The sequence below is a fragment of the Pseudonocardia hierapolitana genome, from assembly GCF_007994075.1.
Taxonomy (GTDB): Bacteria; Actinomycetota; Actinomycetes; order Mycobacteriales; family Pseudonocardiaceae; genus Pseudonocardia; species Pseudonocardia hierapolitana.
Genome location: NZ_VIWU01000001.1, coordinates 8,304,826 through 8,328,037 on the forward strand (window position 1 = coordinate 8,304,826; position 23,212 = coordinate 8,328,037).

Annotated in this window: 21 protein-coding genes and 1 pseudogene; 11 read left to right on the top strand and 11 right to left on the bottom strand. The window is 74.1% G+C overall.

Annotated elements, in window-relative coordinates; genetic code table 11:
* The first annotated feature begins 8 nt into the window (after positions 1-8).
* Genes FHX44_RS39125 through FHX44_RS39140 form a run of 4 tightly spaced genes read left to right on the top strand, consistent with a single transcriptional unit; the run spans position 9 to position 3,907 of the window.
* Complete coding sequence (locus tag FHX44_RS39125) at positions 9-848, top strand: transketolase (RefSeq protein WP_147260379.1); 840 nt, start codon at positions 9-11, stop codon at positions 846-848.
* Positions 845-1,876 (top strand): transketolase family protein, encoded by a 1,032-nt coding sequence (locus tag FHX44_RS39130; protein WP_147260380.1) that lies wholly within the window; start codon positions 845-847, stop codon positions 1,874-1,876. Before FHX44_RS39125 ends, FHX44_RS39130 begins: the two co-directional genes overlap by 4 nt.
* Entirely contained in the window at positions 1,873-3,108 is a 1,236-nt protein-coding gene (locus FHX44_RS39135; protein ID WP_147260381.1) for an aminotransferase class III-fold pyridoxal phosphate-dependent enzyme, read from the top strand. The genes FHX44_RS39130 and FHX44_RS39135 overlap by 4 nt, the downstream gene beginning before the upstream one ends.
* Before the next feature lie 25 nt (positions 3,109-3,133).
* Positions 3,134-3,907, top strand: a complete 774-nt coding sequence (locus FHX44_RS39140) for an SDR family oxidoreductase (protein ID WP_147260382.1) — start codon at positions 3,134-3,136, stop codon at positions 3,905-3,907.
* A gap of 15 nt (positions 3,908-3,922) precedes the next feature.
* Here FHX44_RS39140 and FHX44_RS39145 read toward each other — a convergent pair whose 3' ends face one another.
* Positions 3,923-4,330, bottom strand: coding sequence for a DUF6010 family protein (locus tag FHX44_RS39145; RefSeq protein ID WP_147260383.1), 408 nt, complete (start codon positions 4,328-4,330; stop codon positions 3,923-3,925).
* A gap of 81 nt (positions 4,331-4,411) precedes the next feature.
* On the opposite strand from FHX44_RS39145, the gene FHX44_RS39150 reads away from it, so the two are divergent.
* Complete coding sequence (locus FHX44_RS39150) at positions 4,412-5,341, top strand: GlxA family transcriptional regulator (protein ID WP_147260384.1); 930 nt, start codon at positions 4,412-4,414, stop codon at positions 5,339-5,341.
* Here the strand turns inward: FHX44_RS39150 and FHX44_RS39155 are convergent, their stop codons facing one another.
* Positions 5,342-5,740 (bottom strand): hypothetical protein, encoded by a 399-nt coding sequence (locus tag FHX44_RS39155; RefSeq protein ID WP_147260385.1) that lies wholly within the window; start codon positions 5,738-5,740, stop codon positions 5,342-5,344.
* A gap of 286 nt (positions 5,741-6,026) precedes the next feature.
* Between FHX44_RS39155 and FHX44_RS39160 the strand changes: the two genes are divergently transcribed.
* Positions 6,027-6,878 (top strand): DMT family transporter, encoded by an 852-nt coding sequence (locus FHX44_RS39160; protein WP_246170836.1) that lies wholly within the window; start codon positions 6,027-6,029, stop codon positions 6,876-6,878.
* Here the strand turns inward: FHX44_RS39160 and FHX44_RS39165 are convergent.
* Together FHX44_RS39165 and mftD are read right to left on the bottom strand one after the other, a co-directional pair.
* Positions 6,875-7,897: pseudogene (locus tag FHX44_RS39165) on the bottom strand (cation diffusion facilitator family transporter). The gene FHX44_RS39160 and the pseudogene FHX44_RS39165 overlap by 4 nt on opposite strands.
* Positions 7,894-9,075: a pre-mycofactocin synthase MftD gene (gene mftD, locus FHX44_RS39170; RefSeq protein WP_147261837.1), complete on the bottom strand. Its 1,182-nt coding sequence runs from the start codon at positions 9,073-9,075 to the stop codon at positions 7,894-7,896. Before mftD ends, FHX44_RS39165 begins: the two are co-directional and overlap by 4 nt.
* 75 nt (positions 9,076-9,150) lie before the next feature.
* Here mftD and mftR point away from each other — a divergent pair, with 75 nt between their 5' ends.
* Positions 9,151-9,780, top strand: a complete 630-nt coding sequence (gene mftR / locus FHX44_RS39175) for a mycofactocin system transcriptional regulator (RefSeq protein WP_147260386.1) — start codon at positions 9,151-9,153, stop codon at positions 9,778-9,780.
* Here mftR and FHX44_RS39180 read toward each other — a convergent pair.
* Positions 9,696-10,337 carry a TetR/AcrR family transcriptional regulator gene (locus FHX44_RS39180; protein ID WP_147260387.1) on the bottom strand — a complete coding sequence of 214 codons (642 nt, stop codon included), beginning with the start codon at positions 10,335-10,337 and terminating at the stop codon, positions 9,696-9,698. The genes mftR and FHX44_RS39180 overlap by 85 nt on opposite strands.
* A gap of 123 nt (positions 10,338-10,460) precedes the next feature.
* Here FHX44_RS39180 and FHX44_RS39185 point away from each other — a divergent pair, with 123 nt between their 5' ends.
* Positions 10,461-11,294 (top strand): alpha/beta fold hydrolase, encoded by an 834-nt coding sequence (locus FHX44_RS39185; protein WP_147260388.1) that lies wholly within the window; start codon positions 10,461-10,463, stop codon positions 11,292-11,294.
* A 58-nt stretch (positions 11,295-11,352) separates the two neighbouring features.
* Entirely contained in the window at positions 11,353-12,183 is an 831-nt protein-coding gene (locus tag FHX44_RS39190) for a CBS domain-containing protein (RefSeq protein ID WP_147260389.1), read from the top strand.
* 124 nt (positions 12,184-12,307) lie between these two features.
* Here FHX44_RS39190 and FHX44_RS39195 read toward each other — a convergent pair whose 3' ends face one another.
* The 3 genes from FHX44_RS39195 to FHX44_RS39205 form a co-directional block, all read right to left on the bottom strand.
* A complete protein-coding gene (locus tag FHX44_RS39195; RefSeq protein WP_170309224.1) occupies positions 12,308-13,168 on the bottom strand; it encodes an exo-alpha-sialidase in 861 nt (286 codons plus the stop codon).
* 175 nt (positions 13,169-13,343) lie between these two features.
* On the bottom strand, positions 13,344-14,237 hold the full coding sequence (locus FHX44_RS39200) for a dihydrodipicolinate synthase family protein (RefSeq protein ID WP_147260391.1): 894 nt from the start codon (positions 14,235-14,237) through the stop codon (positions 13,344-13,346).
* 32 nt (positions 14,238-14,269) lie between these two features.
* Complete coding sequence (locus tag FHX44_RS39205) at positions 14,270-14,941, bottom strand: GntR family transcriptional regulator (protein WP_147260392.1); 672 nt, start codon at positions 14,939-14,941, stop codon at positions 14,270-14,272.
* A gap of 127 nt (positions 14,942-15,068) precedes the next feature.
* Between FHX44_RS39205 and FHX44_RS39210 the strand changes: the two genes are divergently transcribed.
* Both FHX44_RS39210 and FHX44_RS39215 read left to right on the top strand, forming a co-directional pair.
* Complete coding sequence (locus FHX44_RS39210) at positions 15,069-16,430, top strand: MFS transporter (protein WP_147260393.1); 1,362 nt, start codon at positions 15,069-15,071, stop codon at positions 16,428-16,430.
* A 90-nt stretch (positions 16,431-16,520) separates the two neighbouring features.
* On the top strand, positions 16,521-16,907 hold the full coding sequence (locus FHX44_RS39215) for an STAS domain-containing protein (RefSeq protein WP_147260394.1): 387 nt from the start codon (positions 16,521-16,523) through the stop codon (positions 16,905-16,907).
* Between the two features lies 1 nt (position 16,908).
* On the opposite strand, the gene FHX44_RS39220 is transcribed toward FHX44_RS39215, so the two are convergent.
* The 3 genes from FHX44_RS39220 to FHX44_RS39230 all read right to left on the bottom strand — a co-directional run bounded on the left by FHX44_RS39220 (position 16,909) and on the right by FHX44_RS39230 (position 23,171).
* A complete protein-coding gene (locus tag FHX44_RS39220; protein WP_147260395.1) occupies positions 16,909-17,892 on the bottom strand; it encodes an AraC family transcriptional regulator in 984 nt (327 codons plus the stop codon).
* 70 nt (positions 17,893-17,962) lie between these two features.
* A complete protein-coding gene (locus tag FHX44_RS39225) occupies positions 17,963-22,441 on the bottom strand; it encodes a hypothetical protein (protein WP_147260396.1) in 4,479 nt (1,492 codons plus the stop codon).
* Entirely contained in the window at positions 22,434-23,171 is a 738-nt protein-coding gene (locus tag FHX44_RS39230; protein WP_147261838.1) for a hypothetical protein, read from the bottom strand. The genes FHX44_RS39225 and FHX44_RS39230 overlap by 8 nt, the downstream gene beginning before the upstream one ends.
* Positions 23,172-23,212 lie beyond the last annotated feature (41 nt).

A 23,212-nucleotide genomic window follows, 5' to 3' on the forward strand; every position in this document is an offset into this window, starting at 1 on the left:
GAGCAGCAGTGCCCGTCACCAGTACCGACCAGGTGGCGCACCTCGCCGACCGGGCGAGGTTCGTGCGCACCGAGACCGTCCGGCTCACCCGGATCGCGGGAGCAGGCCACTACAGCGCCGTGTTCTCCTGCGCGGAACTCTTCGCTGTTCTCTACTACGCACAGCTGCGCCTCGACCCGTCGCGCCCGGACTGGCCGGACCGCGACCGGTTCGTGCTCAGCAAGGGGCACGCGGCCATCGGCCTGTACCCGGTGCTCGCCGACCTCGGCTTCTTCGACCCGTCCGAACTGGACACCTACACGCGGCTGGGCAGCCCGTTCGGCGACCACCCGGACATGCGCCGCATCCCCGGCGTCGACTTCTCCTCCGGCTCGCTGGGGCACGGGCTGTCGATCGCCGCGGGCATGGCCCTCGCCGGACGGATGTCCGGCTCGGACCACCGCACCTACTGCATGCTCGGCGACGGCGAGCTGGCCGAGGGTCAGATCTGGGAGGCCGCCATGTCGGCCGGGCACTTCCGGCTCGGCAACCTCGTCGCGATCGTCGACGCCAACCAGCTCGGCATCGACGGCTTCGTCCGCGACGTCATGGCCGCCGAGCCGATCGACCGGCGCTTCGCCGCGTTCGGCTGGCAGACCCACCGCGTCGACGGCCACGACATCCCCGCCCTGCTCGAGCTGTTCGCCGGGCTGCCGGCGGCCGCGGACGGCCCGCCGCAGCTCGTCGTCGCCGACACCGTGAAGGGCAAGGGGGTGGCCCGGATGGAGCTCTCCCCCGACTGGCACGTCGGCAACCTCGTCGGCGCCGACTACGACGACGTGCTGGCCGAGCTGGAGGGACGGGCATGAGCACCCAGGACCAGTCCGAGCTGTTCAACGGCACGGCGAACGTCGGCCTCAAGGACACCCGCTCCGTCGACGGCACCGACACCCGGGCGATCCCCGCGTTCGTCTTCGGCGAGGAGCTCGCCCGCCTCGCCGACCACGACCCCCGCATCGTCGTGCTCACCGCCGACCTCGCCCGGTCCAACCGGGCGACCGACTTCGCGAACCGGCACCCCGAGCGCTTCGTCAACGTCGGCATCGCCGAGAAGAACATGATCACGATGGCGGCCGGGATGGCCGCGTCCGGCTACATCCCGTTCGCGGCCACGTTCGGCGCGTTCGCCGCGCTGCTGGGGGCCGAGCAGATCCGCACCGACTGCGCCTATCCCGGCATGCCGGTCCGGGTCGTCGGCCACCACTCCGGCATGTCCATGGGCTTCTACGGCACCAGCCACCACAGCCTGGAAGACCTCGGGATGATGCGCTGCATCGCCGACCTCACCGTCGTCTGCGCCACCGACGCCAACCACCTGCGCGCGCTGCTGCGCCTGTCGCTCGACCACCCGGGCGCGATGTACATCCGGCTCGGCCGCGGACGGGATCCGCAGGTCTACCCCGAGGTGCCGGATCTCGCGATCGGCCGCGCCGAGACCGTCCGCGACGGCACCGACCTGACGATCATCGCCACCGGATCCGAGGTGCACCCCGCGCTGCAGGCCGCCGACGAGCTGGCCGGCGCGGGCATCTCCACCCGGGTCATCGACATGTTCACGATCGCCCCACTGGACCGCGACGCCGTGCTCGACGCCGCGCGCTCCACCGGTGCCGTCCTCACCGTCGAGGAGGGCAACGTCACCGGCGGGCTGGGCAGTGCGGTCGCCGAGTGCCTGTTCGAGGCGGGCGCCCACGTCCCGTTCCGCCGCCACGGCGTGCCCGACGAGCACGTGCCCGTCGGACCGCCCGCCGCGCTCTACGCCCACTACCGCCTCGACGGGCCCGGCATCGCGTGTGTCGCCCGTGAGCTGCTCGACTCCAGCAAGGGAACCTCATGACGATCGCACCCGCCTCCGTCCTCGGCGAGCACGAGCTCGCGCTGCGCGAGCGGGCCCGCCAGGTGATCCCCGGCGGGATGTACGGCCACATGTCCGTGCAGGCGTTCAGCTCCGCACACCCCCAGTTCATGGCCTCCGGCGACGGCTGCCGGGTCACCGACACCGACGGGCGGACCTACCTCGACCTGATGTGCGGCTGGGGCCCGGTCGTGCTGGGGCACCGCCACCCGGGTGTCACCGCGGCGATACTCGACCAGCTCGAACGCGGCGACTGCCTCGACGGCACCAGCCCCGTCGCGGTCGAGTTCGCCGAGCTGCTGGTGGACACGATCCCGTCCGCGGACTGGGCGATGTTCTGCAAGAACGGCTCCGACGCCACCACCACCTGCGTGACGATCGCCCGCGCCGCCACCGGGAAGCGGAAGCTGCTGGTCGCCCACGGCGCCTACCACGGCGCGGTCCCGTGGTGCTCGCTGCGCGGCTCGGGCGTGACCGCCGAGGACCAGGCGCACCTGGTGCGCTACGAGTACAACGACCTGGCCTCCGCCGAGGCCGCCGCGGCCGAGGCGGGCGACGACCTCGCCGCGATCGTCGTCTGCCCGATGCGCCACGACATCAAGCGCGACCAGGAGCTCGTCGACCCCGCCTTCGCGCGCGGCCTGCGCGCACTCGCCGACCGCACCGGCGCCGTCCTGGTCCTCGACGACGTCCGCTGCGGGTTCCGGCTCGACCTCGGCGGCAGCTGGGAGCCGCTCGGCGTCCGGCCGGACCTGTCGGCCTGGTCGAAGGCGATCGCCAACGGGCAGGCGCTGGGTGCCGTCACCGGGATCGAGGCACTGCGCGACGCGGTCCGGTCGGTCTACGTCACCGGGTCGTTCTGGACCGCGGCGGTGCCGCTCGCCGCCGGGCTGGCGACCCTGACGGAGCTGCGCAAGGGCGTGGCGCTGCCGGACATGGCCCGCACCGGGGCCCGGCTCCGGGAAGGGCTGGCCGCGCAGGCCGCCGCGCACGGGTTCGAGATCCGCCAGACCGGACCGGTGCAGATGCCGATGCTCTCCTTCGCGGGCGACGAGGACTTCCGGCTGGTCACCGCGTGGGCCGAGGCCGCGGTCGAGCGCGGTGTGTACCTGCACCCCTGGCACAACTGGTTCCTGTCCGCCGCCCACACGGACGCGGACATCGACGCGATCCTCGCGCGCACGGACGAGGCGTTCGCGGCCGTGCAGGGATGAGGGGACGCCCGGCCATACTCGGTGCGTGCCTGAAGATCGGGAAAGCCGGCCCCGCCCGTTCGACCTGACCGGGAGGACGGCGGTCGTCACCGGCGGCGCCCGCGGTCTCGGCCGGGGCATCACGCTCGCGCTGCTCGCCGCGGGCGCCGACGTCGTCTCGCTGGGCCGCTCGCCGCTGCCCGCCGAGCTCACCGACACCGCCTCCGCGCTGGGCAGGCGGCTCACCGCCCGCACCCTCGACCTCGCCGACACCGCCGCGATCACGGCGACCGCGCGGGACGTGCTCGCCGAGCACCGGATCGACATCCTGGTCAACAACGCGGGTGTCCAGGACCGGCACCCGGCCGTCGAGTTCCCGCTCGAGGCGTGGGACCACGTCATCGACGTCAACCTGCGGGCGGTCTTCCAGCTCTGCCAGCTCTTCGGCGGTCCCATGCTCGACCGCGGCGGCGCCATCGTGAACGTGGCGTCGCTGCTGTCGTTCCAGGGCGGCATCACGGTGCCGGCCTACGCCGCCAGCAAGGGCGGGGTCGCCCAGCTCACGAAGGCGCTCTGCAACGAGTGGGCCGGCCGGGGCGTCAACGTCAACGCCGTCGCCCCCGGCTACATGGACACCGAGCTGAACACCGCGCTCCTCGCCGACCCGGTCCGGCGCGAGCAGATCTCCGCTCGTATCCCCGCCGGGCGCTGGGGCCGGCCGGAGGATGTCGGGAACGTGGTGGTGTTCCTCGCCTCCCCCGCCGCCGCGTACGTGCACGGGCAGGTGCTCGCGGTCGACGGCGGGTGGCTCGCGCGGTAGTCGCGTTCGTTCCCGCTACGCGCGCGACCTGCGCCGCACCCGGCTGCGCACCGCGTCGATCACCGACGGCCCGCCCATGAAGGCCCACACCGCGATCACCGGGTCGCAGATGGCGCAGCCGAGCGAGGAGTGCTCGGCGAACGGGACGATCGGTTCCCCGCGCAGGTGGTGCACGACGTCCCAGGCCGTGTGCAGCAGCCAGCCGATGCCGATGAACGTCCACGACTCCAGGCCGCGGAACGCCACCCAGGTCAGCAGCGCGGTGAAGGCGAACTCGGCGATCCCGAGCCCGCCGCCGCTGAGGTAGGCCGCGCCGGCACCGGCGACCATGATCGCGTTGAAACGGCGGCGGTGCGGCTCCGGCAGCAGGGACGAGAGGACGACGTAGAGGAGGCCGATGGCGATCGGGGCGATCACGGTCACGAGCGGACCGTACGGAGCCGTCGTGGGCGCGAGCAGTGGCGAGAGCGCCGGTCTTCGACGGATTTCCGCCACACTCGTGAGGTGCACCGGGTCGTTGTCCTCGCCGTGGACGGGGTCGTCCCGTTCGACCTGTCGGTACCGATCGAGGTCTTCGGCCGGGCTCGGCTCGCCGACGGCGGCCCGGCCTACGAGGTGCGCGTCTGCGGTCCGTCGCCGGAGGTCGACGCGGGTCCGTTCGGGCTGCGCGTGCCGCACGGGCTGGACGAACTCGCGAGGGCCGACACCGTCGTCGTCCCTGGGGTCGCCGACATCGCCGCTCCGGTCCGACCAGCGGTTCTGGACGCCCTGCGCGTCGCGCCCGGCCGGCTGGTGTCGGTTTGCGTGGGGGCGTTCACGCTGGCCGCGGCCGGGCTCCTCGACGGGCGGCGCGCCACGACGCACTGGGCCGCCGCCGCGGAGCTGGCCCGCAGGTATCCGGAGGTCACCGTCGACCCGGGCGTGCTCTACGTGGACGACGGCGACGTGCTGACCTCGGCCGGCGCCGCGGCCGGGCTCGACCTGTGCCTGCACCTCGTCCGGCGCGACCACGGCGCAGCGGTGGCCCGCGGGACGGCTCGACTGTCGGTCGCTCCGCTGGAGCGGGCCGGCGGACAGGCGCAGTTCGTCGCGCACGAACCCCCGCCACCGGAGGGCAGCTCGCTCGAACCGCTCCTGACCTGGCTCGCCGAGAACCTCCACCGCCCGCTGACCCTCGCCGACATCGCCGCCCGCGCCTCGATGAGCGACCGCTCGCTCTCCCGCCACTTCCGGCGCCAGACCGGCACCACCCCACTGCGCTGGGTGAACCGGCACCGGATCCGGAAGGCGCAGCAACTGCTGGAGGAGACCGACCAGCCGGTCGAACGGGTCGGCGAGCTGGTCGGGTTCGACTCCCCCACGTCGTTCCGCGAGCGCTTCCGCGAGGTCGTCGGGGTCAGCCCGCAGACGTACCGCCGCTCGTTCCGGCCGTGATCAGGCCGGTGGGTCGAGGGCGATGCCGGCGTTCTCCAGGGCCGCCTCGGTGAGCATCCGGGCGAAGGCGCGGTCGCTTCCGCAGGCTGTGGCCAACGGGGCGTCGACGTCGACCATCGCGCAGACCTCGAGCAACGTGTCGTCGTAGGCGGCGAGCAGGGCCACCGTCCGCACGCGGGTGGGCGGGCGGCAGTCGCGCACCTGCCGGTGCAGCCTGCGCACGTCCGCGACCACCGACTCCAGGCTCGGGCCGGTGACCGGGTCACCGCGTCGCCTGCGTTCCCACAACGAGGTGACCAGCGCGGGCAGGAGCCGCACGCCCAGCCAGACGACCACGGTGGGGGCCACCGCGATCGCGATGTACAGGAGCAGGCCTTCGACGACCGGACGGCCTCCCATCCGGCACCTCCCCGCTGAGGTATCGAATCGATTCGACGGTCACCGTACGCCGCCGTGCGGACCTGGACAAGAGCGGCTAGCGTGCCGGTCAGCGCGTGGTTGCGCCTAGGGTTCCGCTCGCCGCCCGCCGAGCACGAGTGATCCACAATCAGGGCGGCGGGGACTGGACCGAGCGGCGCCAGTACCCCGCCTCCACCGGTGGGCCCACACCTGACGGGACAAAAGCCCTGAGGGCTCCTGATCCGACGCGTCCGCACCCGCGGACCGGCCAGAAGGAGCCCAACCGGTGCATGCGCCGTCACTCGGCCCGTTCATGATCGCCGCGGTGCTCGCGGCCGCCCTGCTGCACGCCGCCTGGAACTCGATCGCCCACAGCATCGGCGACCGCCTGGTCGGGTTCGCCATGATCGGGGTCGTCGACCTCGTGGGCGGCGGCGCGCTCGCCGCGCTCGCCGGCCCGCCCGCCCCCGGCGCTTGGCCGTACATCGTGGCCTCGGCCGTCGTGCACATCGGCTACAACCTGCTGCTGCTCGCCAGCTACCAGCTCGGCGACTTCAGCCAGACCTACCCCATCGCGCGGGGCACCGCGCCGCTCGTCGTCGCACTCGTGTCCGTCCTGCTGCTCCACCGGCCACTGGCGGCTCAGGACCTCGCCGGCATCCTCGCCGTCTCCGCCGGGCTCATCGGGCTCGTCCTGGCAGGCGGCGTCCCCGGGCGCAAGGAGCTGCCGGCGGTTGCGGCGGCACTGGCGACCGGCCTGCTGATCGCCCTGTACACCGTGATCGACGGCGTGGGCGTGGCGGAGGGACCGCTCCTGCCCTACATCGGTTGGATGTTCTTCCTGCAGGGCCCCGCGCTCCCCGTGGTGGCGGTCCTGCGCCGCCGAAGGCGCCTCCCCGCGCTGCTGCGCCGCCACGCCCTGCCCGGCCTCGCTGGCGGGGCGACCTCGCTCGCCGCGTACTCGATCGTGCTGTGGGCCCAGACCTCCGGCGCGCTCGCTCCCATCGCGGCGCTGCGCGAGAGCAGCATCGTGTTCGGCGCGCTCATCGGCGCGCTGTTCCTGCGCGAACCACTCGGGCACCGGCGCGCCGTGGCGGCGGCGGTCGTGCTGGCGGGGGTGTTGCTGTTGAGCCTCTAGCCCTCGCGGAGGCGGTCGGCCACGCCGCGGCCGTAGCGCTCCAGCACCCGCCTGCGCATGACGGGGTCGGTGCGCGGCACCGGCTCCAGGAACACCTCCTGCAGATCCGGGAACCGCTCGTGCAGCTCCGCGTCGATGGCCACGCAGCGCGTTCGAGCTGGGCGACGCCGATGGCGTCGGCGAAGTCGAGCCGGGCGCACAGCAGCACCTGGTCGGTGCCGGTGGTCATCGTGAGCAGGTCGACGACCTCGTCGACCTCGGGGCACGCCGCGAGGGTGTCGCGCAGCGCGAGGACGGTGGCGCGATCGGCCTGGCGCCCGATCAGCAGGCCCATGTTGGTGCGCCCGAGGATGTACGCCACGGCCGTGAGCAGCAGTCCCACCAGGAGCGATGCGAGCCCGTCCCAGAACGACGAGCCGGTGAGCTGGTGCAGCCCGACACCGCCGAAGGCGAGCAGCAACCCGATGAGCGCGGCGCTGTCCTCGTAGAACACGCTGCGCACGGTCGGGTCGTCTGTGGCGCGCAGCCAGCGCAGCGGCGTGGTCGACTCGGCGCGGGCCGCGACGCGCACCTGCCGCACGGCCTGCAGCCAGGAGATGCCCTCGAGCACGAACGACACCGCGAGCACGGCGTAGGCGACCCACGCGAGGGTCTGCTCGACGTCCTCGCCGAGGATCGTCCGGACGCCCTCGATGATCGCGAACACCGCGCCGGAGACGAAGATGCTCACGGCCGCGATCAGCGCCAGAAGAACCGCTCCTTGCGTACCCGAACGGGTGCCGCCGGTCCGGACGGCGGGCCGAGCGCCCCAGTGCGGTGAGCAGGAGCAGCTCGGTGGCGGTGTCGGCCACGCTGTGCGCCGCCTCGGCGAGCATCGCCGCCGATCCCGTGAAGATCCCGGCAACGAACTTGAGCACGGCGATGGCCGCGTTGACGGCGGTGGCCACCAGCACCGTGAGCGTGCTCTCCTCCTGCGCCACCCGGCGAGGCTGGTTCCCTGCGGGTGGCGCGCGGCTCAGCCCACGCGGGGATGTACCGCGTCCGTGAACCCGGCCGGGACGATGACGTCCTCCCGGCCCAGCTCGGCCACCGAGCTGCGGCCCAGGCCGAGCAGGGCCGAGTCGATGCCGCCGCGCAGGATGTCGAGGACGTTCTCCACACCGGCCTGCCCGCCCGCGGCGAGGCCCCACAGGTAGGCGCGGCCGATCATGACGGCGCGGGCACCGAGGGAGAGGGCCTTCACCACGTCGCTGCCGCGGCGGATGCCGCCGTCGAGCAGGACCTCGACCTGGTCGCCGACGGCCTCGGCGATCGCGGGCAGCGCCCGGATCGACGCGGGCGTGCCGTCGAGGTTGTTGCCGCCGTGGTTGGACACCGAGATGGCGCTGACGCCGGCATCGACGGCGCGTTTCGCCTCGTCCACGCGGAACACGCCCTTGAGCAGGAACGGGCCGTCCCACTGGGCACGCAACCAGCGCACGTCCTCCCAGCTGGGCGGCGGGGTCTGCATCCACTGGCCGTAGGCGCCGAAGAACGTGGCCTGCGGACCGCCGGGGTCGGACATGTTCGGCACGGTGAGGTCCGGCAGCCGCCGCGCGCGGACCCAGTCGAGCAGCCACCGCGGGTGGGCGATCCCCTCCGGGGCGAAACGGAGCATCTCCCGCAGGGTGAGCCGCTCCGGGATGCGTGGGCTGCCCCAGTCGCGGCCGTGGGAGAACGACCAGTCGGGGGTGAGGATCAGCCCGACGGCGCCTGCCGCGCGCGCCCGCTCGACGCGGCGCGCGATGTCGTCCCGGCTGCCGCACCAGTAGATCTGGAAGAGCGTCTGCGGGTTGGCGGCGACGACCTCCTCGAGGGGCTTGCTGGCGAAGGAGGACAGGCCCATCGCGGTGCCCCGTGCCGCGGCGGCACGGGCCACGGCGACCTCCCCGTCCGGGTGCACCGCCTGCACACCGGTCGGCGAGATCAGTACCGGCAGCGACACGTGCTGCCCCAGCACGGTGGTGCCCAGCTCCCGCTCGCCCGAGAACCCGGCCGTGCGCGGCGCGAAGCCCAGCTCGTCGAAGGCGGCCTGGTTGTCGCGCACGGTGAGGCCCTTCTCCGAGCCCGCCACCAGCGCGCCGTACACCGAGGGCGGCAGCCGCTTCCGCGCCCGCCGCTGTGCCTCGGCCACCGTCTCGAACCAGCCACCGGCCATGATCAGCCCTTCGTCGGCAACGCCGCAGACTTTCGACATGACGTGTCGAATTTGAGGGGACGATAGCGTCGCACCGTGACGGGAACAAGACCGGCGCGCCGGGGCCGCCCCCGCGGCACGAGCACGCGCGAGCTCGAGCTGATCGCGCTGCGCCTGTTCACCGAGCAGGGGTTCCACGAGACCACGATCGAGCAGATCGCCGCGGCGGCGGGCGTGAGCACCCGCACCTTCTTCCGCTACTTCGACGCCAAGGCCAGCGTGCTGTGGCAGACGTTCGACAGCGAGGTCGAGGCGATCCGCTCCGCCCTCGCCGATGCGCCCGACGACCTCCCGGTGATGGACGCGATCCGCCACGCCGTGCTCGCCGCCAACCACTACCGCGCCGCCGACGTGCCCGAGCTGCGGATGCGCATGACCCTCGTCGGCACCGTGCCCGAGATCGCCGCCAGCGCGTCCGTGCGCTACGACGCGTGGGAGCGGGCGATCAGCGAGTTCGTCGGCCGCCGTGTCGGGCAGCCGGCCGATTCCCTGTTCCCACACGTCGTCGGCCGTGCCACGCTCGCAGCGTGCCGTGCCGCGTACGAGCGCTGGGCGGTAAGGGCCGACGCGGACCTCGCCGTCTACCTCGACGCCGCGCTGCGCGCGCTCGCCTGCGGCTTCCGCGAGCCGCTCGCCGAACCGGGATCCACGCCCGGCGGCGGCTGACCCGTCAGCAACATCCGCGGCAACCCGGCGATCGCGCGGCGGAACGCGGAGGGGTCGCCGTGCAGACGGGCCAGCACCAGGCCGCCCTCGATCCGGACGAACGCGTCCTCGGCGGCCAGCCGGGCCGCGTCCGCGTCGGCGCCGCCACGCTCGGCGGCGCCCGCCATCGCGTCGATCCACGCCGTGGTGATCTCGGCGGCACGCGCGCGGATGCTCTCCGGAGCACCGGAGAGCGTGAGGGTGTCCAGCACGCAGGGCAGCTCGCCGTCGGCGTAGATCTCGGAGATCCGCCGGGCCGACTCGGCGACGCCCGCCGCGACGTCGGCGTCGCTCCCCATCGGCTCGAGCGCCCGCAGGAAGAGGCCCTTGACCCGGCCCATGACGGCCTCGGCCATCTGCACCTTGCCGCCGGGGAAGCGGTGGTAGAGGCTCGCGCGTTGCAGGCCTGCGCCCTCGGCGAGCGCGCCGAGCGAGGCACCTTCGAAGCCCGCCACGCGGAAGACGTGGGCGAGCCGGTCGAACAGCTCGTCGTCGGACACGGTCTGGGGACGAGGCATGAGTCGACATTACCGAACGAACGGTAATCGCATCATGTCGCCCTCCTCACGTTGCTTTACCGATCGTTCGGTAATAGCTTTCGTCAACGTCAGCACCAGCCACCAGCAGAAGGGCTCCCGGCCATGTCGCACATCACCGTCGGCCACGAGAACAGCGTCGAGATCAACCTGCACTACACGGACCGGGGCACGGGCCAGCCGGTCGTCCTGATCCACGGCTACCCGCTCGACGGGGCGTCGTGGGAGAAGCAGGAGGACCGGCTCCTCGACGCCGGCTACCGCGTCATCACCTACGACCGCCGCGGGTTCGGCGCCTCCAGCAAGCCCGCCACGGGCTACGACTACGACACCTTCGCCGACGACCTCGACAAGGTCCTCACCGCGCTCGACCTGCGAGACGTCGTACTCGTCGGCTTCTCGATGGGCACCGGTGAGGTGGGCCGGTACCTGGCGCGGCACGGCTCGGACCGGGTGGCGAAGGCCGCCTTCCTGGCCTCGCTCGAGCCGTACCTGATCAAGACCGCGGACAACCCGACCGGCGTGGACCAGTCCGTCTTCGACGGGATCCTCGCCACCGCCCGCAAGGACCGCTACGCCTGGTTCACGCAGTTCTACAACGACTTCTACAACCTCGACGAGAACCTCGGCTCCCGCATCAGCGAGGAAGCGGTGCGCAACAGCTGGAACGTGGCCGCGGGCGCGGGCTCCCTGGCGTCCTGGGCCGTGGTGCCGACCTGGGGCACCGACTTCCGCGGCGACATCGACAAGATCGACGTCCCGGCCCTCATCGTGCACGGCACGCACGACCGGATCCTGCCGATCGACGCCACCGGCCGGGAGTTCGCCAACCGCCTCCCGAACGCCCGCTACGTCGAGATCGACGGCGCCCCGCACGGCATGCTGTGGACGCACGGCGACGAGGTGAGCGACCTGCTCGTCGAGTTCCTCGCCGGCTGACGATCGTGCGGCGGGCACGGACGCTGACGGTGTCCGTGCCCGCCGCTACGGTCGGTGCATGGCTCTGCGCGCCCGGGACATCATGACGACTCGTGTGGTCACCGTCGGCCCCGACGACACGCTCGACGTGGCCGTCCACAAGATGACCGAGCTGAGGTACAGCTCCCTGCCCGTGATCGACCGCAGGTTCCGCCTCGTCGGGATGATCAGCCTGCTCGACGTGCTGCGCCACCGCGAGGACGGGGGCGCCGACTCCGCCCGGGTCGGCGCCGTCATGAACCCCGACGTGCTGTCGGTCCCGCCGCGGGCGAGTCTCAGCCTGCTCGCCCACCGCCTGCGCTCCTACGGCGAGCTGCGCGTGATGCCCGTGGTCGACGGCTCCGTGCTCGTCGGCGTCGTCACCCGCAGCGACCTGCTGCGCGTCCGCTCCCGGCCCGGCCCGCTCGGGCGGCTGGCGCAACGCTTCCGCGGCGACGACGACGTGGTGGCCCCGCTGCCCACCCGTCCGAAGGCGCCCGCCCATCCCGGCGCAGGCCAGGTGCGCGACGCGATGACCACCGAGGTCGTCACCGCTCGCGCCACCGATCCGATCGACACGGTCGCCGCATTGCTGGTCGAGCGCCGCCACCGGTCGCTGCCGGTGGTGGACGACCAGCGGCGGCTCGTCGGGCTGGTCAGCGAGGCCGACATCCTCGGCCGCGAGCCCCTGTCCGGCCGCGCCAACGGGCGCACCGTCGGCTCGGTCATGACCAAGGAGGTCATCACCCTCTCGCCGGACGACTCCATCTCCAGCGCCCGCCTCCTCATCGCCGAGCACGGGCTGCGCATGGTGCCCGTCGTGGAGGGCGGCCGGGTGGTCGGCGTGCTGAGCCGCAGCGATCTGATCTAGATCGGTACGTCCGAATTGGTCAGTCGTCGCAGGCGAGGTGGCGGTCCGGCCGTCTTACGTGTCGTGCGATCGCGCCGGGTCGGTTCGAGCACGCGCGACCGATCCGAACCCGGGCGTTCCGGACCTACACGTCCAGGAGCTGCGCGAGCGGCACCTCGGCCAGCACGATCCCGCGCCGCTGCCAGGTGTAGCTGACCAGGAGGCGGTCGCCGTCGAGCACCGCCGTCGGGTAGGAGTACTCCCCCGCGCCGCTGGTCACCACGCCACCGTCGCCTGCGGCGAAGCCGTCCGCCGGGCCGTGCCGCAGCGGCACCGCCGGGTCGACCGGGGTGGCGCCGTCGTCGAGGGTCAGCACCTGCCGCCATGTCCAGCCGTCGTCGTCGGACACGGAGACGACCAGCGGGCAGCGCGGCCCCCAGTCGCGGTCCGAGGGGTTGTGCACGCAGGCGACCCGGCCGGACCGCAGCGCCACGCTGGCGAGCGCGGAGTTGCCGTTCGGCAGGTCGGTCGGCACGGCCGCGGTCCACGTGTGCCCGCCGTCCGGCGAATCGGACCGGTGGGCGCGTCCCTCGGTGCTGCGCATCAGGGCCACCGGCCCGCGCGCACCCCACCACAGCGCGGGTTGGATGTGGCCGGCACCGCGGAGCACCGACCGGTCCACCGGGATCGGCGCCCGCTCCCAGGTACGCCCGCCGTCGGGCGAGACGTCGACGAACGGGCTGAAGCTGGGCCGCTCACCCCACTCCTCGACAGAGGCCGGGGCGAGCCAGAGCCCGTCCGGCGTGGCGAGCGGTGGGTTCTTCACCGGGCCGCGACCGCCGGAGCGGTCACCGGCCACCAGCTCGCGCACCGGCTCCCAGGTGGCGCCGCCGTCGGGCGAGCGCGTGACGAGTGTGATCCACTCGGAGATCCGCGCGCCCACCTTGCAGAACAGCCACATCGTGCGATCGGGCCCCGGTGCCAGCACCGGGTTCCAGTGGGCCACGTCCCGGCCGGTGTCGAGCGTCCGGGTCCCGCCGGCCCGGCGACGTGGATCCGGTTGTCGGGCGTGCCCTCCTGCGTGCCGGCGAACCAGGCGACGACCGGGCGCCCGTCCACGACCGCGACGGTCGATGCATGGCACTGCGACCCGCGGTCGAGGGTGACGAAAGACCGGCTGATCACGCCACCGGCACGGGATCGGTGAGCCGGGCGATGCGCTCCAGAGCCGCCCGGGGGACGTCGGGCGACGGCATGCGCAACGCACCGTTGCCGTGCCCGAGGTGGCGCAGTGCGGCCTTGATCCCCTCGACCGTGCCTGCCAGGGCGTCGAGCACGGCGTCGGCGCGGACCTGCGCCGCCCGCTCCGCCTCCGTGTCACCCGCGGCCACGGCGTCGGCGAGCGCCGTGAACGGCTCCGGGAACGCCGCCGAGAGCCCGGAGACGATCCCCGCCCCGCCGGCCCGCACGACAGCAGGCAGCGTGGTGTCCGCGCCGGACCACAGGCGGGCGCCGGCCGGCAACCCGGCGACGTACTCGACGAGCCGCCCGTTCGCCGCGCCCGACAGCTTGACGCCGGCCAGCCCGACCTCGGCGGCCAGCTCGCCGAACTCGGCCGGGTCGACGACCACGCCGGTGCGTTCGGTGAACAGGTACCCGTACACCCGCGCCGGGTGTGCCGCCTCGACCACGGCCGCCATGTGCCGCGCGACCGCGGCGGCGTCCACGGGGAGGTAGTACGGCGTCAGCGCCGCGATCCGACGGGCGCCGAGCGCCACCGCGTCACGCGTGAGCGCCACCGACTCGCGGGTGCCGGCCGCGCCCACGTGCACCACCACCCGCTCAGGGCCGTACGCGTCGAGGGCGAGCTCGGTGAGCGTGCGCCGCTCGGCGCGGTCGAGCGCGGGGAACTCGCCGGTGGTCCCGGCCACGAACACCCCGTCGACGCGCCCGGCGAGCGCGGCGTGGTGCGCGACCGTGGTCTCCCGGTCGATCTCGCCGTCCGCATCGAAGAACGTCGGGACGGCGGCCAGCACCTCGGCCCTCACCTGCGGAGCGGGTGCGGTCTCGGACATGGGTCTCCCTCGGATCGTGGGCGTTCTTCTTCTCAGGAGGCCCGGCGGGGCCGCTCGGCGAGCACCTTGCGCATGCGCCCGCAGGAACCGTCGAGGTGCTCGTCCAGCGCGGCGAGGGCCGGCTCGAGCTCGCCGGTGCGGACGATCTCGGCCAGGTCGGCGTGGTCCTGCGCGATGGGCGTGAGGTCGCGGTCGGTGGTGTTGGTGACGGCGAGCATCGCGGCGAAGAGCGGGCGGTGCAGGGCCCACGTGGCCGCCAGCCTGCGGTTGCCGCCCAGGTCGTAGAACGCGCTGTGGAAGTCGAGGTCGGCGGCGGCGAACGCGGGCGGATCGGCGTCGGCGGCGGCCGCGCGCATCCGGGCCACCGCACCCTCGAGGGGGGTCCACTCGAGGCTCGCGCGGCGGGTGATCACGTCCCGGACCGCCCGTCCCTCCAGTGCGGCGCGCACGGCGTACAGCTCCACGATGTCATCCTCGGACAGCCCGCGGACGTAGACGCCGCGCCTGCGGGTCTCCACGAGACCCTCCAGCTCCAGCTGCCGCAGCGCGTCACGGACGGGGCCGCGGCTCACCCCGAACCGCTCCGCCATCCACCCCTCCACCAGGTGGGTGCCCGGCTCCAGCTCGCCGCGCACGATGAGCGCGCGCACCTGGGTGAGCAGCTGCTCGCCCAACGGTGGCCGGTGGACGGGACTGACGATCATCGACGCTCCTCGTTCGGATGCGGTCACCCTAGGCGCTGGCCCGGTAGACGGTCAACGTCAACCGTTGACGGTTAACCGTAGACAAGTCATAGTTCCCCGCACCACCGCACTCGAGAGGGGCTGTCGCATGGCCGCGACCGTCGCGCAACCAGATCGTCGCTACACCTGGAAGGTCACGGCGTCGAGCTTCCTGGGCAACACGCTGGAGTACTACGACTTCCTGGTCTACGGCACCGCAGCAGCCGTCGTCTTCCCCCAGGTCTTCTTCCCCGACAGCAGCGGTTTCGTCGCGACGCTCGCCGCCTTCGGGACGTTCGCCGTCGGGTTCCTCGCCCGGCCGCTGGGCGGCCTCTTCTTCGGCCGCCGTGGCGACATGCACGGCCGCAAGTCCACGCTGCTGGTCACGCTCACCGTGATGGGCGTGAGCACGATCCTCATCGGCCTGCTGCCCGGGTACGCCACGATCGGGATCTGGGCGCCGCTGCTCCTGGTGGTCCTGCGCCTGGCACAGGGCTTCGCCGTCGGCGGTGAGTGGGGCGGCTCGATGATCATCGTGCTGGAGTCGGCGCCACCGAACCGGCGCGGGTTCTTCACCGCGTGGCCGAACACCGGCGGGTTCTCCGCGCAGATCCTCATCACCCTGTCGTTCGCCTGGGTCTACACGCTCCCCGAGGCGGACCTGCTCTCATGGGGCTGGCGGGTGCCGTTCCTGCTCTCGGCCGTGATCCTCGTCGTCACCTTCTGGATGCGGCGCAGTCTCTCCGAGACCCCCGTCTTCACCGAGTCGGTCGCACCCGTCACCGAGGACCCGGGGAAGCCGGCCGCCGTGAAGACGGGGACGGACACCATCGTCTCGACGTTCCGCGACGACTGGCGCAGCCTGCTGCTGATCCTCGGCCTGCGCTTCGCCGAGGCGCTGCCCTACTTCCTGCTCACGGTGTTCGCCCTGTCCTACGGCAACAAGGCTCTCGGGATCGAGCGCGAGACCCTCAACAACGCCATCCTCGTGGTCTCCGTCCTGGCGTTCGTCTCGCACGGCGTGTTCGCGGCGGTGTCGGACCGCATCGGCCGCCGCCCGGTGTACTTCTTCGGCTCGGTCGTCGTGTTCGTGATGGCCTTCCCGTTCTTCGGGCTGCTGCACACCGGGTCGTTCCTGCTGATCACGCTCGGCTACGTCCTCGTGCTCAACCTCGGGCACAACGCGATCAACGCGGTGCAGCCGGCCTTCTTCGCAGAGCTCTTCCCCGCCGACCGGCGCTACACCGGTGCCGCGGCGGGCCGGGAGATCGCCTCGATCCTCGCGGGCGGGCTCACGCCGTTCGTCGCCACCGCGCTCGCCGGGCCCGACGGCACGCGCTGGCCGCTGGTGGCCGGCTACGTGATGCTCGGCGCCGTGCTCTCCATGTTCGCCGTCTGGAAGGCGCCGGAGACCTTCCGCCGCGACCTGCGCACGACGAGCGTCGAGAGCCGCGCCGGTACCGCTGCGTAGATCGGCCAGAACGCTGCGTGATCCGTGCTGTCCCGGCACCGTTCGCCGTTCGAATGTGGGCGCGTAAAAGGGGGCAGGACGGGAGCGGCGATGTTCTGGGACGGTGGCCCGCAGGAGCCGGATTTCAGCACCGAGTGGGCACGCCTTCGGCCAGGCGTGCCCGTCGTGCGCGCGCGGGGGCGGCTGGACCGCCACACGGTCCACGACCTGCACGACGCCGTCGACCGGTGCCTCGAGACCACGCCGTGGGCGGTCGTCATCGATCTGACGCGCGTGACGGAGCTGCGTGCAGGCGCGGTGCCCAAGCTCGGCAGCCTGGTCGAGCGCGTCCGGGCGGGGCACGTCGGCCTGCACGTCGTGACCAACGGTGGCGCGGTGGACAGCCTGCTCGGCGGCACTACCTCCGGTGACCTGATCCTCATCCACCACAGCATCGGAGCGGTCCAGCGGGCGCTCGCCCGTCAGACCTCGTGCTAGCTCACCCCGAACGCAGCGTCGCGGAGGGGGACCGGCCGAACCGGCGCTTGTAGGCCACCGCGAACCGGCCGGCGTGCAGGAAGCCCCACGACGCCGCCACCGAGCCGACCGTGACCTCGTGCGGGTCGGCCGCGAGGAGCTGCGCGTGGACGCGGTCCAGCCGCACGTCCCGCAGGTAGGTCATCGGCGGGATCCCGACCGACTGCGCGAACCGGTCCTGCAGGGTCCGGACGCTGACGGCGACGGTCGCGGCGAGCTCCGTGATCGTCCACGCGTGCTCGGGGCGCTCCTCGATCAGCTCGACGGCTTGCCGGACCGCGCGCGGCTGCAGCGAGGCGTCCCCGTGCCGCAGCTCGTCGGAGTGGTTGTGCGGCTGGGCCAGGAGCAGCCCGTGGATCACGAGACCCTCCAGGTGCGCCGCGGCGGCGGGGAACCGCAGCATCCCGTCCGGGCGTCCGGCCTCCCGTTCCACGAGGTCGAGGGCGGCGAGGAACGACGCGCCCGCCGGGGTGGTGAGGTCCATCCCGACGGCGAACTCGAGCGGCCGCGACAGCGGGTGTCCGAGGAGCCGCTCCAGCTCCCGGTCCACCGCCCGCCGGTCGAGCATGAGGCTCAGCTGGGCGCTGCCCGCGCCCCATTCGATCTCCGCGGGCGCGCCGGGCATGAAGATCGCCGCCCGGCCCGGGGCCGTGAACACCGGGTCCCGGCGTCCGCTGCGGGAACGGGCGCGGCCCACGAGCGGGATGTTGACGTGGTAGTCGCGCGCCTCCGCCGTGACCATCCGGATCTCGGCGCCGTAGCGCACGTAGCCGGCGGTGACGCTGCCCAGCCGCAACGCGTTGAGCTGTACGTCCAGCGTGGACCCGGCGTCGAGCAGGTCGATCCGGTGCGGCAGGTAGACCTCGCCCATGCGGCCGAGCGCCTCGTCGAGATCGCTCGTGCGCACCAGGCACAGGCCGGGAAAGCGCTCGTACGGCTCGGTCACCCCCGCACCGTTCCCGATGGTGTCGCGGCACACCAGCGCGTCCCATCCCTCACGCCAGGACCGGCGCCGCTCAGGCAGGTGCGGACCCGACCGGCTCGGGCCTGCGGAAGACGCGCGCCGCGGCCACCCGGCCGCTGCCGTCCGGCGCGTCGAGCTCGGCCAGCCGGCGGGTGACGCGATCGTCGACCGACAGGTACTTGCGGCCCGCCCTCAGGTCGGCGTCGTTGCGCAGCCGGATGATCAGCGGGAACGCGCTCAGCGCTCCGGCGTCGAACAGTCCGGTCGTGTAGATCAGCTGCACGCCGAGCGCACGGGCCACACCGAACTGCAGTTCGAGGAGGTAGCCCGCCGACGCGCGCCCGATCGGGTTGTCCAGGAACAGGACGCCCGCGTGGGCGCGCCTGCCCTGCCCGCGCTGGTGGGCGCGCAGGGCGGCCATCGTGCAGTACAGGACGATCGCGGCCGTCAGCTGCTGCCCGCCCGAGAACACGTCGCGGATCTCCGACACCCGTAGCCGCTCGGTCCGCAGCACGGCGTCGGGCTTGAGCATCTCGACCCGCACGCCCTTCGGCATCGCCGCGCGCACGCCGCGCAGCAGGAGCGACATGCCGTCCCGGCGGTCGCGGGCGTTCCCGGCGCGTTCCTGCGCGGTGCGGTCCACCACCTCGCCGAGCTCGTGCACGAGCGCCGCGTCGTCGAGCTCGTCGAAGCGGATGCGCAGGAACTGCTGGCCCGACCAGTCCGACAGGCCCTCGGGCAGCTCGGAGAGCCGCTGCGCGAGCCGCAGGGTGCGCAGGGCCTCCCCGACCATCCCGTGCAACCGCGTCACGATCCCCGAACGGTGCCGGCCGATCGTGGCGAGGTCGTCGTCGAGCGAGCGCAGCCGCGGGCGCAGCGCCTGCTCCCACTCGGCCGCGAGCCCGGGCATGTCGGCGCGGGCCACGCCGAGCACGTGGCTGCGGACCGGGCTCGCCACGGAGGAGAAGCGGGCCTCCTGCGCGAACTGCGCCACGGCGTCGACGGCCGCACGCACCGCGCGCTCGGCGGCCGCCCGGTCCCGGGCGGCGTCGCGTACCGCCGCCCGCAGCTCCTTCCAGCGCGCCAGCGCGGCGTCGACGTCGCCCGCGAACGGCGTGGCACCCGGCTCCGCCGCGTCCACGGCCCCGTCGTCGAGCCCGGCCACGACGTGCCGGAACCCGTCGGCCGACGCCTCGGCCGCGCGGCGGGCGGACTCGGCCGCACCGGCCGCGTCCCGGGCGGCGCTCGCGTCGGCGGCGGCCTGTCGCCGGTCGCGCTCGGCCCGGTCGACCAGCTCGCGGCCGTGCTCGACGCCGGCGGGTTCGCCGTAGGGTTCGACGGACTGCGGGCCTGCTGAGAACCGGCCGGCCTCCCGCCTCGCCACCGCGAGCTCCGCGCCGGCCTCCCGCAGGGCCTCCGCGCAGCGGGCGAGCGCCGACCGGGCCTGGTCCGTCGCGGCGCGGCGGGTGGCGGGGTCGGCGGCGTCGGGCGAGCGCAGCAGCGCGTCGGCTGCGGCCCGCACCTCGTCGGGCAGCTCGTCGAAGGCGGCCTGCTCCGCTCTCGCCGCCCGCTCCGCGTCCCCCAGGCGGGCCCGCAGGTCGGCGTCGACCTCGGCGGCCGAGTACGCGGCATCGGCGTTGCGGTACTCCGCCCTCAGCACTTCGAGGGCCACGTCCGGCACATCGGAGTCGGCAGCGGGGTCGGCATCGGAGCCGGCAGCGTCCTCCGGCTCGATGTCGTCCAGCGGCAGATCCGCGAGCTCCGTGCGGCTCGAGTCGGCCACCGCCCGCTGCCGGTCGCGGCTGCGGCGGGCCTCGTCGGCGGCGCGGCGGGCGGCGGCCGCCTCGGCCCGCGCGCTCGCGGCCGCGGCCTCGGCGCGTTCGACCGCCGCGGCGGCGGCCCGCACCTGCTCGTCCAGGTCCGGCCGCCTGCGCACCTCGGTGACCAGGGCGGCGAGCGCCGCGGCGCGGGCCCTGGCGTCCTCCCCGGCGGCGGCGAGCCGCGGCGCGTCCTGCTCGAGCCGGTCGGCCCGGTCGTCGAGCCCGGCGACCTCGGCATCGGCCAGCTCGGCCTCCCGAACGGCGCGGGAGAGGGCCGAGCGTGCCGCGTCGGCGGCCTCGGCGAGCGCGTCGCGCTCCCCCGTCGGGTGCCGCTCCCGCCAGTCGCGCAGCCGGGCGAGCAGGGCGCGGTCGGCCTCCAGGGCGGCGCCGAGCGACTCCAGTGCCGCCGCGCGGTCCGCGGTCTCGCGTTCCAGCTCCGCGCGGACCTGCTCGGCCGCCCCCTCGTCGATCATCGCCGGGTTCGGGGGCACCACGAAGTCGACGCCCGGGGCACTCCCGCCGGCGTCCACGGAGACGGTGGCGCCCACGGTCACGGCCGCACACGGCAGCAGCCGTGCCCGCTCCAGCTCCTCACGGGCCCGCGCCGCGTCCTCGGGTTTGTTGAGCAGCACGCCCGCCACCAGGTGCGGGAGCCGTTCGACGGCGGACGTGCGCCGGGCCTCGGGGAGCGTCGCGAGGTAGCGCCAGCCCGAGTACGCGGTGATCCCGGCCGCCTCCAGCACCGCGAGCACCTGCTCGATCTCCGCGGGTTCGGGCAGCAGCCCGCCCGCACCGAGCGCGCGCAGCGCCCGCGCGTCGCGGTCCTGGGCGGCGAGCAGCTCGGTGCGCCGCCGATCCCCCACGCCGATCGCCGCGACGAGGCGCTCCTCGAGGGCGGACGCGTCGGTGTCCGGCCGGATCTCCTCGACGCCCAGCAGCTCGGCGAACCGCGGCTCGCCGGCCAGGGCGTCGCGCGCGGCGAGGGCGTCGGCGAGGGCGGCCTCGGCCCGTTCCGCGGCGGCGCGGGCCCCGTCCTCGGCACGACGGGCGGTGCCGCGGCGCTCGTCGGCCGCGCGGCGGGCGTGCCGCAGCTCGGCCAGCTCGGTGTGCAGCGCGGCCACCTCCGATTGGGCCGCCTCCGCCGCACTCTCGGCGGCGGCGCTCGCGGCGGCCACGTCGGCACCCTCGGTGAGGTGCCCCGCCGTCACGGCCACGGCGGTGCGCCGCTCGATCCGGTCCAGCTCGCGGCGCGCCTGGTCGGCGGCCGCCCGCTGGGATGCTGCGGTGCCGACCTCGGCCAGCTCGGCCGCCCGCGCGGTGTCGGCCCGCTCGTCGGCCGCTGCCGCGGCGTGCTCGGTCGCGGCGGCAGCGGCCTCGGCCTCGCGCACCATCGCCCGCAGCCCCGCGGCGAGCGCACTCGCTGCGTCCTGGCGCGCCCGAAGCGCGGGCCGCGCCCGCTCCTGCTCGGCGTCCACCACGCCGCGCAGGCGCCGCGCCTCGGCCTCCGCGAGCCGGTGGCGCAGGACCGGCTCGACGGCCTGCCACGCCGCCACCTGCCGCTCGGCCTCGGCGTGGGCGCTGCGGGCGGCCGTCTCGGCCTCCTGGGCGGCGGCCAGCTCCAGCGCGGCGACGCGGCGGCGCAGCTCGGTGGTGATCTCCTGCTGCCGGCGATCCCGCAGCTCGGCGGCCCGCACCCGCTCCTGCGCGGCGTCGTGGGCCTGCACCGCCACCGCGAGCCGATCGTCCTCGGCGCCGCGGCGGGCCACGATCGCCGCGGCGAGCGCGCGGGCGCCGTCCTGCGCCGCCGCCTCGTCCTGGCGGGCGGCCGTGGCGGCCCGCTCGGCGTCGGTCAGCGGGTCGAGGCGGGCCAGCGTGCCCTCGACGAAGTCGCGCTCCTGCTCCAGGTCGGCCCGCTGCGCGAGCCGCGTGGCGTATCCGGAGACGAGGTCGGCGAGGTTCTGCGGCTCCTCGGTGTCGAGCACGGCGCGCAGCAGGAAGTCGACGAACGCCTCGTCGGTGGGGAACGCGAACGCCTCGGCCGCCTCACCCTCGCCCGCGTTCATGGCGCGCTGGTAGCGGAAGAGCTCGGGGTCGAGGCCGGTGTCGGCGAGGTGGCGCGTCCAGTCCCGCGGCCCGGTCTCCCAGACCAGCTCCAGCGCGGGCAGCGCGCGGTGCTGCTCGGTGAGGCGGTCCTTGAAACCCGTCGTCGTGACCCGGCGGCCGTCGACCGTCAACGGCAGGTCGTCGAGGCCGAAGCCGGGGGCGGGCCGGAAGGAGTACCAGGCCGCGCCGAGCTTCTCCGGGTCGAGGGACGTCACGTGCCCGCGCCACTCGGACACCTTGCCCGTGACGAGCAGCTGCCCGGTGCGGGTGTGCATCCACTCCAGCACCACGTGCGCGACGTCCTCGCCGAGCACGAACTTCTCGAGCACCGTGGTGCTCGTCGTGCCGACGACCTGGCGCCGTCCGGGCAGGAGCACGGAGAACACCAGCTTGAGCAGCACGGACTTGCCGCCGCCGTTCTCCAGGAACAGCACCGACGCCGGGGACGGGCGGCGCGGCACGCGCTCCAGGTCGTCGGGCGCGAACAGGTCGACCTGCTGCGCCGCCTGCACGGCGGGGCCGACGCCGCGCAGGTCGAGCGTGACGTCCTGGTAGCGCGCCCCTGGCGGCCCGACCGAGAAGAGGCGGACGCGGGTGAGCTCATACATCGGGGGCCTCGAGTCCGTTCGGGGCGCGCAGGGCGCCGCCTGCCGTCGCGGCCGGGAGCACGCCGAGCTGCAGCAGCTCGTCGAACGCGCGCTGCGCGGCGAGCTCGCGCACCTGCACCTGGTAGCGCGGCGTGGTGCGGTAGACGCCACCCTCGGTGCCGACGGCGACGAGGAAGCCCTGGTCGGCGAGGAACCGCAGCGCCTTGCCCACGATCCCGCGGGTCGTCGCCTCGCCTGCCCGCCCGTCCTTGGTGGCCGTGGCCTCCGGCCGGCGCAGCCACGCCCGCCACGCGGCCTCCAGGTGCGGCGCGTCCGACAGCGGATCGGCCTCGGCGCCTGCCGTGCGCTCCTCGAGGGCCCGGCACGCCTCGCGCACCGCCCCGTCGACATGGTCGACCGACACCCGGCCGACGTAGCTGTCGTCGCCGAGGTCGTCGGGGCGGGGGAAGGCCAGCGCGGCGGCGGCGAGGTGGGCGAGACCGTGCAGCATCTTGTCGGTCTGGCGGTTCTGCAGGACGGTGCGCCGGGCGTACTCGTCCATGCGGATCTCGAACACCGACTCCTCGACCGCGGCCAGCACGATCCCCGACTGCGGGCCCACCGCCAGCACGACGAGGCCGAGCCCCGCCGCGACGCGCTGGACGGTGTCGGCGAACCCGTCGTCGTCGCGGTAGCGGCGCACCAGCTCCGCGTAGCCGGCGTCGCGCGACGGCAGTGCCTTGGGCCGCATTCCGTGCGCGACGAGCCGCGCCGCGGACTCGACGTCGTGCG